Consider the following 13,896-nt stretch of genomic DNA (forward strand, 5'->3'; position numbering starts at 1 on the left):
TACCAGAAGCCTGCCTCCGGGTGAAGAGGCGGGAGCCGTCTGGTCGTTTCGTGGTCCAAGAAATACGGACCGCACGCTGCGGTGATCGGGGACTCTGTCCCCCAGAGGAGGAGGGCGCGCATGTCTTGTAACCCGGGCACCTACCAGGGGGTGATTCCCCCCTACATTCTTGGCCGCATCATCGATCATGGCGACGAACACCAGCGTTCCTGCGCCCTGACCACCCTGAGTCATGTCCAGAGTCTGCTGCACAATCCCGGGCGCCCCGGCGTGCGCCAGGCACCGGTCGGGCCGCTGCCGCGTACCGATGACGCCAGTCCGCAGCGCAGCATCTTCGATGCCGGCAACGCCATGCAGCTGCCCGGGGGTCTGGTGCGCCAGGAGGGGCAGCCGGCACTGAGCGATGTGGCGGTGGACGAGGCCTACGACTACCTGGGTGCCACCTTCAAATTCTTCAACGAGGTGTTCGGGCGCAATTCCATCGATGGCCAGGGCCTGCCACTGGCCGGCACCGTCCACTATGGCCAAGACTACCAGAACGCCTTCTGGAACGGCGAGCAGATGGTGTTCGGCGATGGCGACGGCGAGATCTTCAACCGCTTCACCATCGCCCTGGACGTCATCGCCCACGAACTGGTGCATGGCGTCACCGAGAGCGAGGCGGGCCTGGTGTACTTCAATCAGTCCGGCGCGCTCAACGAATCGGTCTCCGATGTCTTCGGCGTTCTGGTCAAGCAGTACGAACTCAAGCAGACCGCCGCCGAGGCGGACTGGATCATCGGCGCCGGGCTGCTGACCAAGAAGATCAACGGCAAGGGCCTGAGGTCCATGGCCGAGCCGGGCACCGCCTACGACGATCCGACCCTGGGCAAGGACCCCCAGCCCGGGCATATGCGCGACTACATCGAGACCCGCGAAGACAACGGCGGTGTCCACCTCAACTCGGGCATTCCCAACCGGGCCTTCTATCTGGCGGCGATGGCCCTGGGTGGCTACGCCTGGGAAAAGGCCGGGCCGATCTGGTACGACACTCTGTGCGACAGTCGCCTGGCCAACGATGCGGATTTCGCCGCCTTCGCCCGCCTGACCGTCTCCAATGCCGGTCGCCGTTTCGGCGCCGAGTCGGCGGAGGTGCGTGCGGTCGAAGAGGCCTGGGCCGGCGTGGGTGTCACTCTCATCTAGAGGAGCAGGGCAATGCGCGAACTTCCCCCGCTGGGCAAGGACACCGTGGTGCGACTCTCGCGACAGGGCGGCTTTGCCCCCCTGCACGCGCTGAGCAAGCCGCGGGAGATCGAATTCGGCCAGTACGACAGCGCCCAGCGCGGGCGCATCTGCTCGGTGCTGGAACGCTGCCTGCCGGAATCCGGCGAACCGACCCAGGTCGGGCGGGGCGATCAGCGCTACTTCAAGGTGGAATTGCGCTTCCGTCCCCAGCCCGCCGAGCAGCAGGACGAACTGACCCTGCTGATCCCCGAGGACCGCGCGCCCAGCGAGTTGGTACGACTCTGGGACAAGGGGCTGGTGGAATAACCTGAATTAATGGGCGGGAGCAGCGAGGTGTTGAGGGCATCCTCAAGCGTCCTGGCTGCTTTTGTCTCTTGCCCTGCTGATTACTGATGACATTTAGCGCTAGGCGAGTCGCACCGTTTTTGGGTAAAAAGAAGCGATTGACCCTTTTATGGTTACATCGCGAAAAATGACCCCAAAACAGGAAATAACTGCCAGGACACTCGCGGTGGTAATGGGCGACCTGGTGCATAGCGAGCACGCTGCCGATATCGCGCAGTTACACAAGGCTTTCAATGAAGCGGTCGTGCAGTGCAACAGGCGTTATGCCGACGTCCTGGCATCACCGTTGACCATCACCCTTGGAGACGAATTTCAGGGTTTGGTGACGTCCCTGAATGCCGGCGCTCGGCTGTTGCGTGACATCAGGCTGGATCTCCTACAGCGTGGTATCGATTGCCGTTTCGTGCTGGGGCTGGCCCGGATAGAAACGGCTGTGAATCCGCAGCAGGCCTGGAACATGATGGGGCCGGGTCTTAGCCGCAGTCGGCACAAGCTAAACGAAAAGCGCGCGCTCTGCCGCTATGGTTTCTCGCTGCCTCAGGAGCCGCTGTTGGAGACCACTCTCGATGCACTAGGGGTTGGCTTGACGGTTATCGAGAAGGGTTGGACGCAACGTCAATTGAGCGACATCGCGGCACTGTTGAACGGACAGTTACCCGCGGAGCTGGCAGAGCAGCGTCAGGTATCGGTCCATAGCATCTACAAGGTACGCACCTCCGGTCACTTCGACGCCTATAGCCAACAGTGGAATGCCGTGCTGGAAGTGCTGGCGGATCTGGATCGCAGGGAGGCTGAGCAATGAACGGGTTGCTGCAAGGATTGCATGCACTGGCCTATACGCTCTTCGCCTTGGCCCTGTTGACCGAGCTTGGCAATGTCTTGTGTCGCAGGATGCTCATCCGCATGACACGGCCAAGAATGCCAGGCGCGTCCAGCGATGGCGCCTTTTCCGCGGGACGCCTCATCGGGTGGCTCGAACGTCTGGTGTTGGCTGCGGGACTGCTAAGCAACAGCTGGGAAATCCTCGCGGCGGTGATAGCGCTCAAGACCGTCGCTCGCTTCAAGGAGCTGGATCAGCGGGACTTTGCCGAATACTTTCTGGTCGGCTCGCTGTTCAGCATTCTCTGGGCCATCGTGATTACTGGGGCCTGGATGCTTTATGACCAGCATTGGGGAGTCGGTATGAGAGCCACCCTGATGGATTGGCTCAGCGCCTCCTCCTTGCCGCCTTTGATCGAAGCAGCAAAGGTCGGCGGCTGACCTCAGGGCACCGACCAGACCTCGCCCGGCGCCAGTGTCCGGAACGCCTCGTCCGCCAGGCCATGCAGGGCGCGGGCGTGGGCCAGGTCGCGGGGCGGGGCGAACTGTTCTTCGTCGCTCAGGGAAAAGGTGCCGAAGTGGATGCCCAGACTGCTGACGGCGCCCAGCGCCTGATGAGCACGTACCGCATCGTCGGGATTCAGATGGCTGTCCCGCATGAACCAGCGCGGTTCGTAGGCGCCGATGGGCAGGGCGGCGAAGCGTGGCGCGCCCAGGCGTTCGCGGATCTGCGCGAAGTGCGGGCCCCAGCCGGTATCACCGGCGAAATAGACCGGTCCGGTCGGCGCTTCCAGTACGAAGCCGCCCCACAACCGGCGGTTGGTGTCGAAGCGACTGCGCGCCGACCAGTGCTGGCCTGGCACCAGGTGCAGGCGCAGACCGTCCTTGAGCGGCAGGCTCTGCCACCAGTCCAGCTCGCTGACGGTGACGAAACCGGTCTCGCGGCGGATCAGCTCGGCATTGCCCAGAGGCGTCACCACCGGCGTCAGGGGCGCGCGCTCGGCCAGGCGCCGCAGCGTCGCCAGATCCATGTGGTCGTAGTGACTGTGGCTGACGAAGATCAGGTCCAGCGGCGGCAGGTCATCTAGGGCCACGCCGGGGGCGTGATAGCGTCGCGGACCAATGAAGCTGAAGGGACTGACCCGCTCCGACCAGACCGGATCGGCGAGGATGTTGAGACCCTGATGCTGGATCAGCAGGGTGGCATGGTTGACGAAGGTCACCCGCAATTCGCCACCCTCGACCCGGGCCACTGGCCGCGTCGGTACGGCCGGCCCGTCCTGCCAGGTCCACTCGGGACGGGTGCGGGTGAACTGCCATTTCAGCAGGGTCCAGAGGCTCTTGTCTTCGCGCGGCGCCAGGTTGTGAAAGCGCTCGCCGTCGAAGTAATCGGAGCGCGGACCCTCGTAGGCGGAGGAGGCGCAACCGGCCAGGGTCAGCAGGTGGATCAGCCACAGCGGACGAAAGATGCGCATGGGACCTCGGACGAATAGACTGGGCGGTCCAGATTACCCTTTGGCTAGCCGCCGTCGATCCCCATGTCGCGAAATACCCGCTCCACCCCCGGCCAGCGTCCGCGGCGCCAGGCCAAGGCACCGCCGGTCACACCGCGGTTGCTGCTGCTCAACAAGCCCTTCGACGTGCTCACCCAGTTCGCCGACGCCGACGGTCGCGCGACCCTGAAGGCCTATGTCGAGGTACCGGGCGTCTATCCCGCGGGCCGCCTGGATCGTGACAGCGAAGGCCTGCTCCTGCTGACCAACGATGGCCAGTTGCAGGCGCGCATCGCCGATCCCAGGCACAAGCTGCCCAAGACCTACTGGGCCCAGGTGGAGGGCACACCTGGAGAAGAGCAGCTGCAGCGCCTGCGCCAGGGCGTCGACCTCAATGACGGCCCCACGCTGCCGGCCGAGGCCCGCCTGCTGGCGGAGCCGCCAGCGCTCTGGGAGCGCGATCCGCCGGTGCGCTTTCGCAAGAGCGTGCCGACCGCCTGGATCGAGCTGACCATTCGCGAAGGGCGCAATCGCCAGGTCCGGCGCATGACCGCCGCGGTGGGCCTGCCGACCCTGCGCCTGGTGCGCGTCCGCATCGGCCCCTGGACCCTGGACGATCTGGCGCCGGGTGCGTGGCGCGAGGTGCCGGCGCAGCTCTAGCGGCGGAGCTCAGTCCTGCCGCTGGCTGGCGGCCTCCTCTAGATCGCCGGCGATGTCGGCGAGGCGGCGACTGACCTCTTTCAGGACCTGCGGATCGACCTCTCGCGGCGCCTGGCCCGGCTCGGTCACCAGCTGATTGGCCAGCAGCGCGCTCAGGGCGCCCACCTCGCCGGCCTGGTGGCGTAGGTCGTGGGTGTGCTGCACGGCGGCGTCGCGCAAGAGATTGGTGCTGAGGACCAGGCGCCCCATTTCGTCATCGCGGCCGCCGGGCAGGCGCTCGCCGAAACGCCCGCGCGCCAGCAGCCCGAGTTGTCGGGCGCAGGCCACCAGCGGATCCACCAGCCGCCGCTCCACCAGCCGTATCCCGAGGAACAGCAGGCCGCCGCCACAGAGCAGCAGGGCCAGGCCGGCGAGCAGGATGTCGCGCTGGGCCTCGGCGCGGATGGCGGCGATCTGCGCGGCGGTGCGTCCGTGCAGGTCGTCGACCAGGGCGGCGAAGCCCTCGGCGGTCTCGCGGTCGATACCACGGACCTCGGCATCGCCGCGACGCGGATCGCGATCATGGGCGAGATAGGCGGCCTGGCCGGCGCGATAGCGCTCGCTCAGGCGTTGGTGCTGGGCCCGCAGCGCCTGGAGCCGCGGTTGCAGATCGGGATCGACGCTGCCGGTCAGTTGCTGCAGACGCCGGTCGACCTCCGCCTCGCGGGTCAGGAAGGCCTGCCAGTAGCGCTCGGCGGTCGCGGCATCGCCGCCGCGCAGGAGAAAATTCTTCCACTCCTGGACCTGGATCTTGAAGATCAGGTGGGTGTCGTCGATCTCCACCAGGCGCTCCAGCGGGCCTTCGATCAGGTGCTGGTAGCGATGCAACTCGCGGGAGAGCAGGCCGAAGCCGGCCAGGGCGATCAGCAGCATCAGCAGCAGGCTGCCGCCGAACAGGAGCAGGCTCTGACTGCGGAGCGAGCGGGCGAAGGGCATGAGGACTCTCGACAGGAAACGCAGAGCCGCAGCTTAGGGCGCTCGCCCGGGGAAGGCCAGCCTCAGGTCGAGACCAGCAACTGGGCGGCGACGGCGAACATCACCCCGGCCACCAGCAGATCGATCAACCGCCACACCCCTGGGCGGGCCAGGTAGGGCGCAGCCCAGGCGGCGCCCAGGGCGAGGCCGAAGAACCACAGCATGGAGGCCGTGGCCGCGCCGAACACATAGGCCAGGGGCGCGGCCTGCTGGCTGCCCAGGGAGCCGACCAGCAGCACCGTGTCCAGATAGACATGGGGATTGAGCAGCGAGACCGCCGCGGCGGCGAGCAGCGCCTGCCGCCGGCTGCGTGGCTCCGCCGCGGCCAGGGTGCCCATGGCCGCCGGCCGCCAGGCCCGACGCAATGCCTGGACGCCATACCAGAGCAGAAAGGCCGCGCCGCCCCAGCGCAGGATGTCCACCAGCAACGGACTGTGCTGGATCAGCGCGGCCAGGCCCAGCACCCCGGCGGCCACCAGGATCACGTCGCAGGTGAGGCAGAAGGCGGCGATGGCCAGATGGTGCTCGCGGCGCAGCCCCTGGGCCAGCAGATAGGTGTTCTGCGCGCCCAGCGCCATGATGAGACTGGCCATGGTCAGGAGGCCGGTGACGTAGCTGTTCATTGTGGAAGTGGTGCCCTGTCGTGCTGGATTGGCTGCCACCTTGCCGCGTCCAGGTGTATAAGAAAAACCAATATTCCTTATGCAGCATTAGCTGAATCGATGATCGACTACAAGTTGCTGGAAGCCCTGGCGGTGGTGGTGGAAGAGGGCGGTTTCGAGCGGGCGGCGCGGCGCCTGGGGCTGTCGCAATCGGCGGTGTCCCAGCGCATCAAGCTGCTCGAAGCCCGGGTCGGCCAGGCGGTGCTGGTGCGGGAGACACCCCCGCAGCCGACGGCGCCGGGTCTGCGGCTGTTGCGCCATATCCAGCAGGTGCGGCTACTGGAAGCCGATCTGGGCAGCGAGGTGCCGGGTCTGGCCGAAGAGGCGCCGCAGCGCCTGCGCATCGCCCTCAACGCCGACAGCCTGGCCAACTGGTGGCCGCTGGCGGTCGGCCCCTGGGTCCGGGCACAGCGGGTGTTGCTGGATCTGGTGGTGGAAGACCAGGACGTGGTGCTCCGACGGATGCGCGCCGGCGAGGTGGCGGCCTGCCTCTGCGCCAACGGCCAGCCGCTGGCCGGCGCACGGGTCAGCGCCCTGGGCGCCATGCGCTACCGGGCCCTGGCCAGTCCGGAATTCCGCGCTCGGCAACTGGCCGCATTGCCGGATCCCCAGGCCCTGGCACGGGCGCCGGCCATCGTCTTTGGCCCGGATGATCGCCTGCAGCATCGCTATCTGGAGCAGCTCGGCGTCACCCAGACCTTCGACTACCACCTCTGTCCTTCCGCCGAGGGCTTTCTGCAGATGACCCTGGGTGGCATCGGCTGGGGTCTCCTGCCGGATATCCAGAGCGCGGCCGCCCGGGCGCGGGGCGCGCTGGTGGATCTGGCGCCCGGTCACTGGGTGGACGTGCCGCTGTTCTGGCATCACTGGCGCAATGGCGGCGCCGCCTTGCAGGCCCTGACCCGGCACCTCGAACAGGTCGCCGGCCAGTGGCTGGTGCGCGACTAGCGGCGCCTGTCGAAGGCTTTGGTTACACTGGCGGATTGGTCGCCCCGGGCGACCGCGGACAGCTTCGGGAATCCCAGCGACATGCGTATCTTGATCACGGGCGCCAGCGAGCCGCTCGGTGCGGGCCTGGCCTGCGACCTGCTCGACCGCGGCCAACTGGTGCGGGTGCACGGCCGCCCCGGCGCGACCCTGGACGCCCTGGTCGAGCGCGGCGCCGACTATCACCCGGCCTTGCTCGACCAGCCCGCGCAGGTGGTGGCGCTGTGCGACGACATCGACGCCATCGCCCACTGTACCGATGTGGCCGGCGTGCCGAGCGCGGCCGATCTCGACCACGGCCAGGTGCTGATCGAAGCCGCCCTGCAGCAGCAGGTCGCGCAATTCGTCTATGTCTCGTCCGCCCGCGTCTACGAGCGGGGCGGCGAAGCGCTCAAGGAAGACCAGGTGCCGGCCAAGCCCGCCAGCAGCGAGGCCCAGCGCCGGCTGCAACTGGAGCGCCTGGCCCTGGCCGCCGGCGAATTCGGCCCCCAGGTCACGGTGTTGCGGCCGGCGCAGGTGCTCGGCCTGGCCGATCGCGACTGGGCGCGCTGGTTGCTGGAAAGGGCCAAGGCCAGGCAGCTGGGCCGCAGCGGCAACGGCCTCAATCGCTGGGACTTCACCAGCGCCGGCAATCTGCGCAAGGCCCTGGTGACCTTGTTGCTCAGGCAACCGGCCGCCACCCAGGGCAAGGTCTTCAACCTCAGCGATGGCCAGCCGCTGGTGTGCTGGGATGCGATCAACTTCCTGCTGCGGCGCTTCGAGTTGCCGCCGGTGGTCGAGCGCAAGGCCTTCGATCCCCGGCGTCTCTATGCCCGCCTGCGTACCCCGGGTCACGAGTCGCGCTGGCCCGACCTGCTCGACAGCCCCTTCACCCTGGATATCCGCGCCGCCCAGGAGGCCTTCGGCTACCTGCCCGAGGCCAGCTCCTGGAACGCCCTGGAAGAATATCGCCCGCGGGCGCCCCAGGCCCGCAGCGGCCCGGTCTAGCGCCGCACCAAAGGCACTCGGGATATGGCATGCTGGCGCTTTGCTATCGGCGCAGACTGCGTTTCCGCGCACGCTCCCGGGGCTAATCCGTCCGCGCACGGCCTCGCGTCGGCGCCGACGGCCGTTATACTGGCCGCGATTTCGTCTTCCTGCCTTTGCTCACAGGTCTGCCATGCGCAACGATCTTCTCGATGAAATGGATAACGTCCCGAGTCTGACGCCGGAGCGTGACGATCGCCGTCCCGCGGGTCGCCGGTCGGTCGAAGCCGAGGAGGTCTATCGCGAGCCCACGGCCGGTCATGCGCGCGCGGTACGCCGTGGCCCGTCCACCGCGCCGCTGTGGGTGCTGGTCGCGGCCCTGACTCTGGCCCTGGCCGGAGTCGCCTGGTGGAGTCATCAGCAACTGGTGCTGATGCAGGAGCAGGTGGTGGCCACCCAGGAAAACTTCGCGCGCATCAGCGAAGACGCCCAGGGTCGCCTGAGGGACATCTCCGGCAAGCTGGTGGAAAGCGAATCCTCCGGCACCACCAGTCGCGAGGCGCTGCTGCTGCAGGTCAAGACCTTGCAGACCAAGGTCGCCGAGCTCACCCGCCAGCAGCAGGGGGTGACGGACAACCAGCAGGCCCAGGACAACCGTCTGCAGAATCTCTCCACCGCGGTCCAGACGGTGCAGACCGGCAGTGGCGAGGTGGATACCCGCCTCAAGGCCCTGGTTGATGAGCAGACCGCGCTGAAGAACGGCCTGGCGCAGACCGCCAGCCTGTCCGAGCAGGTCGCCAGCCTCACCGCGCAGAACAAGGCACTGCAGGCCGACATCGCCGCGCTGAAGAAGCCCAGTGCCCAGAATCAGGCCCTGGGCGAGATGCAGCAGGACCTGCTGGTGCTGCGCAGCGAGCTGGACGCCCGCCCGGTGGGCCCGGACAGCAAGGAATTCGACGCCTTCCGCCTGCAGACCACCCGCAACATCACCACCCTGCAGACCCAGGTGCAGAATCTGCAGCAGCAGATCAGCGCCGGGGCGCGTTGATCGGATCGATCTCGCTGCGCTGCCATTCCTGCGGCCAGAGCTCGCCATCGAGTTGATCGAGCCGGCGCTGCAGGACCTTCTGCTTGAACACCTCGAGGATCTCCACCAGCACCTCGTCCAGGGCATTGTCCTGGGCGCCGCTGGGCAGACTCTGATCGAAGCCGTGATCGGCCAGGCGACTGGCCAGGGCACGGAAGTCGCGGGTGCGCAGGCTGGCCGCCGCTTCCCTGACCAGGCCGTTGACGATGTCGGTGAGCACCCCGTCCAGGGTGTCGGCCAGGCGCTCGCCCATGGGTAGGCGCTTGAGCCGGGCCAGATCGGGATTCTCGTCCAGGGCGCGCTGCACCACGTCGCCAACCAGGCGTTCCAGGGTGGCGCGATTCTGGCTGTAGCCCTGTTCCACCATCGCCTGGATGCGCAGCGCCATGCCGTCGATCAGCCGCTGCTTGCGCGGGCGGATGACGCGGTCGATCACGCTCTGGGAGAAGTCGTCGCGGGTGTTGAGTTCGTCCTGCAATTCGCCGCAGATCTTGATCATCACCCGATCCGACAGGTCTTCCATGAGCAGCTGGTAGTAGTGATTGAACAGCCGATAGGGCCGCCAGCCGCGCATGTCGATCAGCCCCAGGCGCTGCAGGCGCAGCAGCAGCGAGACGATGCGCAGCGCCCGCAGCAGGCGGAAGCCGCCCAGGGGGATGCAGCCGAGCACGTCGTACCAGTGGATGAAGGGGTAGTGGTACCAGCGCGCGTGGCGGCGCTCGATCACCGCCACCAGCCAGCCGAGCAGCACGTCGGCGATGAAGAAGGCGACGAACACCAGGTCGATGCGGGTGAAATGGGCGTGGATGCGTTCGCCATAGAAGGCGTGGAAGCCGGGCAGCACCGCGGCCAGGGTCTGGTTGAGCGGTCCCAAGGCATAGAGGCTGTCGAACAGGATCAGCGCCAGGTTCACGCAGACCAGGATCAGGATCAGGCCGTCCCAGAGCGCCAGCAGGCCCTCGTGGCGGCGCGGCGGTGGCGCGGCGGGTGCGGCCGGCGCGCTCATGGCCGCGCGGCCTGCCAGAGCACCTCGCTCACCCCCTGGCGCCGGGCGACGATGCGGGCGGCGACGAACAGCAGGTCGGACAGGCGATTGAGATAGGGCAAGCCCTGGCCCTCCAGCGGCTCCACCGCATGCAGGCTGCGGCAGCGGCGCTCGGCGCTGCGCGCCAGGGTGCGGCAGACATGGGCCTGGGCCACGGCGCGCGAGCCGCCGGGCAGGATGAAATTCTCCAACGGCCCCAGCTCGGCGTTCCACCGATCGATGGCGCCCTCCAGGCGTTCGATCTCCACCGGTTGCAGGGCGCGATAGCTGGGCATGGCCAGTTCGCCACCGAGGTCGAACAGGCGGTGCTGACAGGGCGCCAGAAGCTCGCTCACCTCGGCCAGGCGGGCGTCCTCGGCCAGCTCGGCGAGCAGCAGACCCAGGGCACTGTTGAGCTCATCCACCGCGCCGATGGCCTCGATGCGCGGATGGTCCTTGGGTACCCGGCTGCCGTCGGCCAGGCCGGTGTCGCCGGCGTCGCCCTGGCGGGTGTAGATCTCGGTGAGGCGAAAACCCATGGCGCAGCTCCTGATGAGGTCCTAGGCCGCGTCGAAGTCGGCCTGGACGAGGGGCAGGCGCAGGGTGAAGCAGGTCCCTACGCCGGGCGTGGAGTGCACCTCCATCTGCCCCTTGTGGTTGTTGGTGATGATGAAATACGACACCGACAGGCCCAGACCGGTGCCCTGGCCCACTTCCTTGGTGGTGAAGAACGGCTCGAAGATGCGCTTGCAGATGTCCTCGGGGATGCCGATGCCATTGTCTTCCACCTGGATCTCGGCCCAGCCGCCGCGCAGCTTGGTGCGCAAGGTGATGCGGCCGTATTCGCCTTCTTCCTCGTCATCGCGCAGGTGGATGGCCTGGGCGGCGTTCTTCAGCAGGTTGAGCAGCACCTGCTCCAGTTCGTTGCCGATCACCGGCACCGGTCCCAGCGCCGGATCGAATTCGCGGATGATCGACAGGGTGCGGAAGTCGAAGCCCTCGGCCAGGTCGAAGTCGTTGCCGGCGATCTCGATGGCCTGGTCGATCAGCGGCGGCAGTTCGCTGGCTTCCATCTTGCGATTGCTGCGGCGACTGAAGGCCAGCATGTGGCTGACGATCTTGGCCGCACGGCTGCCGGCCTGGTGGATGCCGTCGAGCAGCCGCGGGATCTGCCGGCTCTCCAGGTAGCAGTTCACCGCATTGAGCTCGACACCGGATTCGGCGGCCTGCTCGACGTTCTTCGGCAACTCCGGCGACAGCCGCCGACGGATGTTCTGCACGTTGTGCAGGATGGCGCCCAGCGGATTGTTGATCTCGTGGGCCATGCCGGCGGCGAGGCCGCCCACCGAGAGCATCTTTTCCGACTGCACCATCATCTCTTCCATGTTCAGGCGCTGGGTGATGTCGTCGATGCGGATCACCACGCCACGCCCGGCGCCGCCCATCAGCGGGTAGAAGGTCAAGGTGTAGTGCCGCGGGGTATCGGTCAGCGCCCAGGTCACCCGTTCCACCTTTTCCACGCGCAGCAATTCGGCGGTGCGACTGAGTTGCGGCAGGAACGGCTTGAGCGAGGGAAAGGCCAGGAACACCGGCTGGTTCAGGGCCTCGTCCAGCTGGGTGCCGGAGAGGTGGGTGGCCTCCTGGTTCCACTGGGTGACGTAGAACTGCTCGTCCACGGCGATCAGCGCCGAGGGCATGGAGTCGATGATGCTGTTGAGGTAGTTCTGGAAGCCGGTGAGCTTCTTCTCGATCTTGCCGCGGACCTGCACCTCCAGCTCCAGCTTGCGGTTGGAGCGGCGGGTTTCCTCGGCCAGGCTCTGGGCCTGCAGCACCGCGTACTGGGCGTCGTCGCGGGCGCGCTTGAGTTGCTGCTCGCGGCCCTGGATGCGGCCGAGCATGGTGTTGAAGGATTCCGCCAGGCGGCCCAGTTCATCTTCGCTGCCCTTGCTGGCGCGCAGCGAATAGTTTTCCTCGCGGGTCACCTGGCGCGAGAGTTCTTCCAGTTCGCGGATCGGCAGGGTGATGAGTCTCTTGATCTGCCGCGCCACCACCAGCCAGAGCAGGATACTGAAGGTCAGGATCGCCAGGCTGGCGGTCAGGGTGCCGCGGTAGAAGGCCCCCGGCAGTTCGCTGCTGGCCACCAGCAGCAGATGCCCGGGAGCGCCCTCGGGACGCGGCAGCTCCACCAGCAGATTGGTGCGGAATTCGCGCAGGCGCCAGGTCTGCAGCTCTTCGAAGCGCGCCGGCACCTGCAGGCGATCGCCATTGTGCAACTCGGCCAGGCGCTGGCCCTGGCTGTCGTAGACCGCGGCCAGGCGCAGCGGCGCATAGCCGTCCAGCTGGCGCAGCTGCACCTCGGCCGCCGCCGGCGAGGCCAGCACCTCGCGGCTGAGCACCGGGCTGGCGAACAGCCGGCCCAGGGTCTGCAGCGCCTGGGGTGCCACGCTCTCCTGGGAGATCCAGTAGGCGGCGCTGATAAAGGTCACATTGGCTACCACCAGCACCGCGATCATCATCACCAGCAGGGCAGCCAGCAACTTGCGGCCGACCGGGAGATTCTTCAGGCGTTTGGCGAGGATCATGGCGCAGCCGTGGCAACAGGGAAGCGGGCAGGGTAGCCCGCTGCTAATCGACGGGCAATCCGCGCTCCGCGAGCCGGACCTGCAGGCGCTGCTGCAGCTCGGTCAGGTGCGGCACCGGCAGGCGCAGCCGTCCGGCGATCGGCAGGGCGTGGCCGAGCAGGTAGCTCACCTCGGTGCGCTGGCCGCGCTCCACGTCCTGCAGCATGGAGGATCTGTTGTGGGCGGTGGCGGCGATCACCGCCTCGACCTCCTGCTGCAGCCCCTGGGCCGCCGGGGCGAGGCCCATGGCTTCCAGCAGCGCCGCGAGTTCGTCGCAGAGCGCCGTGACCTCGGGCAGATGCTGGCGCAGTTCGCCATTGGGGCAGCGATAGAGCACGGTCAGCGGATTGATGGCGCAGTTGATCGCCAGCTTGCGCCACAGGCGGGCGTCGATGTCGTCGGTCCAGCGCACCGGGAAACCCAGCTCGGCGAGGGTATCCAGCCAGGGCGGCGGGGTATGGCTGCCGAGCTGGTCGCCGATCCAGATCTGCCCGGCACCGGCCGCGACCACATGGAAGTCGGTCTCGCGATAGGCCCCCTCGGTGGTGCTGGCTCTCAGGCAGCGCGCCCGCGGGACCCGGGCGGCGACGGCGTCCTGGCTGCCCAGGCCGTTCTGCAGCAGCAGGATCTCGGCTTCCGGTTCCAGGCGCGCGGCGACGCTGGCGATGGCCTCTTCGGCGTCGTAGCTCTTGCAGGCGAGGATCAGCCGGCGGATCGGATTGCCGGCCTCGGGCGTCTCGGCCGGCAGCGGATAGAGGCTGGTGGTGTCGCCTTCGCTGAGTTGCAGGCCGCCGCGGGCGCGATACTGCGCCAGGCGCGTGCGATCGCGCAGGATCAGCCGGACCGGCTCGCCACCGCGAAACAGCCGCGCGGCCCAGAGTCCGCCGAGACTGCCGGCGCCCAGCACGTGCCAGCTCACAGCTGTGACTCCAGTGTCGATTCCTTGCGCATGGTCGGATTCCTGAGGAAGAGGGCCAGTCGTTATAATGGTCGG

15 protein-coding genes are annotated in these 13,896 nt (G+C 67.5%); 8 read left to right on the forward strand and 7 right to left on the reverse strand.

Annotation, left to right across the window (positions count from 1 at the left end; translation table 11 throughout):
- The first annotated feature begins 120 nt into the window (after nucleotides 1-120).
- The 4 genes from PSEK12I1_RS0122645 to PSEK12I1_RS0122660 all read left to right on the forward strand — a co-directional run bounded on the left by PSEK12I1_RS0122645 (nucleotide 121) and on the right by PSEK12I1_RS0122660 (nucleotide 2,829).
- Nucleotides 121-1,182 carry a M4 family metallopeptidase gene (locus PSEK12I1_RS0122645; protein ID WP_027603016.1) on the forward strand — a complete coding sequence of 354 codons (1,062 nt, stop codon included), beginning with the start codon at nucleotides 121-123 and terminating at the stop codon, nucleotides 1,180-1,182.
- A 12-nt stretch (nucleotides 1,183-1,194) separates the two neighbouring features.
- Nucleotides 1,195-1,530 carry a protealysin inhibitor emfourin gene (locus PSEK12I1_RS0122650; RefSeq protein ID WP_007161915.1) on the forward strand — a complete coding sequence of 112 codons (336 nt, stop codon included), beginning with the start codon at nucleotides 1,195-1,197 and terminating at the stop codon, nucleotides 1,528-1,530.
- A gap of 211 nt (nucleotides 1,531-1,741) precedes the next feature.
- Nucleotides 1,742-2,371: a SatD family protein gene (locus tag PSEK12I1_RS0122655; protein ID WP_037007319.1), complete on the forward strand. Its 630-nt coding sequence runs from the start codon at nucleotides 1,742-1,744 to the stop codon at nucleotides 2,369-2,371.
- Nucleotides 2,368-2,829, forward strand: a complete 462-nt coding sequence (locus PSEK12I1_RS0122660; RefSeq protein ID WP_027598520.1) for a hypothetical protein — start codon at nucleotides 2,368-2,370, stop codon at nucleotides 2,827-2,829. Before PSEK12I1_RS0122655 ends, PSEK12I1_RS0122660 begins: the two co-directional genes overlap by 4 nt.
- Before the next feature lie 2 nt (nucleotides 2,830-2,831).
- Here PSEK12I1_RS0122660 and PSEK12I1_RS0122665 read toward each other — a convergent pair whose 3' ends face one another.
- Nucleotides 2,832-3,863, reverse strand: coding sequence for an MBL fold metallo-hydrolase (locus PSEK12I1_RS0122665; RefSeq protein ID WP_027603018.1), 1,032 nt, complete (start codon nucleotides 3,861-3,863; stop codon nucleotides 2,832-2,834).
- A gap of 63 nt (nucleotides 3,864-3,926) precedes the next feature.
- Here PSEK12I1_RS0122665 and PSEK12I1_RS0122670 point away from each other — a divergent pair, with 63 nt between their 5' ends.
- The gene (locus tag PSEK12I1_RS0122670; RefSeq protein ID WP_027598522.1) at nucleotides 3,927-4,541 is read left to right on the forward strand and encodes a pseudouridine synthase; all 615 of its coding nucleotides are present in this window, start codon (nucleotides 3,927-3,929) and stop codon (nucleotides 4,539-4,541) included.
- Nucleotides 4,542-4,550: 9 nt separating this feature from the next.
- Here PSEK12I1_RS0122670 and PSEK12I1_RS0122675 read toward each other — a convergent pair whose 3' ends face one another.
- Nucleotides 4,551-5,516, reverse strand: coding sequence for a hypothetical protein (locus PSEK12I1_RS0122675; protein WP_027603019.1), 966 nt, complete (start codon nucleotides 5,514-5,516; stop codon nucleotides 4,551-4,553).
- A gap of 62 nt (nucleotides 5,517-5,578) precedes the next feature.
- Complete coding sequence (locus tag PSEK12I1_RS0122680; protein WP_027603020.1) at nucleotides 5,579-6,178, reverse strand: LysE/ArgO family amino acid transporter; 600 nt, start codon at nucleotides 6,176-6,178, stop codon at nucleotides 5,579-5,581.
- 99 nt (nucleotides 6,179-6,277) lie between these two features.
- Here PSEK12I1_RS0122680 and PSEK12I1_RS0122685 point away from each other — a divergent pair, with 99 nt between their 5' ends.
- The 3 genes from PSEK12I1_RS0122685 to PSEK12I1_RS0122695 all read left to right on the forward strand — a co-directional run bounded on the left by PSEK12I1_RS0122685 (nucleotide 6,278) and on the right by PSEK12I1_RS0122695 (nucleotide 9,218).
- Entirely contained in the window at nucleotides 6,278-7,165 is an 888-nt protein-coding gene (locus PSEK12I1_RS0122685; protein ID WP_027603021.1) for a LysR family transcriptional regulator ArgP, read from the forward strand.
- Between the two features lie 81 nt (nucleotides 7,166-7,246).
- Entirely contained in the window at nucleotides 7,247-8,191 is a 945-nt protein-coding gene (locus PSEK12I1_RS0122690; RefSeq protein ID WP_027603022.1) for an NAD(P)-dependent oxidoreductase, read from the forward strand.
- Between the two features lie 172 nt (nucleotides 8,192-8,363).
- On the forward strand, nucleotides 8,364-9,218 hold the full coding sequence (locus PSEK12I1_RS0122695) for a hypothetical protein (protein ID WP_027603023.1): 855 nt from the start codon (nucleotides 8,364-8,366) through the stop codon (nucleotides 9,216-9,218).
- Here PSEK12I1_RS0122695 and PSEK12I1_RS0122700 read toward each other — a convergent pair.
- Genes PSEK12I1_RS0122700 through PSEK12I1_RS0122715 form a run of 4 tightly spaced genes read right to left on the reverse strand, consistent with a single transcriptional unit; the run spans nucleotide 9,199 to nucleotide 13,821 of the window.
- Nucleotides 9,199-10,263: a hypothetical protein gene (locus PSEK12I1_RS0122700; protein ID WP_027603024.1), complete on the reverse strand. Its 1,065-nt coding sequence runs from the start codon at nucleotides 10,261-10,263 to the stop codon at nucleotides 9,199-9,201. The genes PSEK12I1_RS0122695 and PSEK12I1_RS0122700 overlap by 20 nt on opposite strands.
- Nucleotides 10,260-10,820, reverse strand: a complete 561-nt coding sequence (locus PSEK12I1_RS0122705; protein WP_027603025.1) for a cob(I)yrinic acid a,c-diamide adenosyltransferase — start codon at nucleotides 10,818-10,820, stop codon at nucleotides 10,260-10,262. Before PSEK12I1_RS0122705 ends, PSEK12I1_RS0122700 begins: the two co-directional genes overlap by 4 nt.
- 21 nt (nucleotides 10,821-10,841) lie before the next feature.
- The gene (locus PSEK12I1_RS0122710; RefSeq protein WP_027598529.1) at nucleotides 10,842-12,863 is read right to left on the reverse strand and encodes an ATP-binding protein; all 2,022 of its coding nucleotides are present in this window, start codon (nucleotides 12,861-12,863) and stop codon (nucleotides 10,842-10,844) included.
- Nucleotides 12,864-12,906: 43 nt separating this feature from the next.
- Complete coding sequence (locus tag PSEK12I1_RS0122715; RefSeq protein ID WP_027598530.1) at nucleotides 12,907-13,821, reverse strand: putative 2-dehydropantoate 2-reductase; 915 nt, start codon at nucleotides 13,819-13,821, stop codon at nucleotides 12,907-12,909.
- Between the last annotated feature and the right edge of the window lie 75 nt (nucleotides 13,822-13,896).

The organism is Pseudomonas sp. MOIL14HWK12:I1 (genome assembly GCF_000510705.1).
Classification (GTDB): Bacteria; Pseudomonadota; Gammaproteobacteria; order Pseudomonadales; family Pseudomonadaceae; genus Chryseomonas; species Chryseomonas oryzihabitans.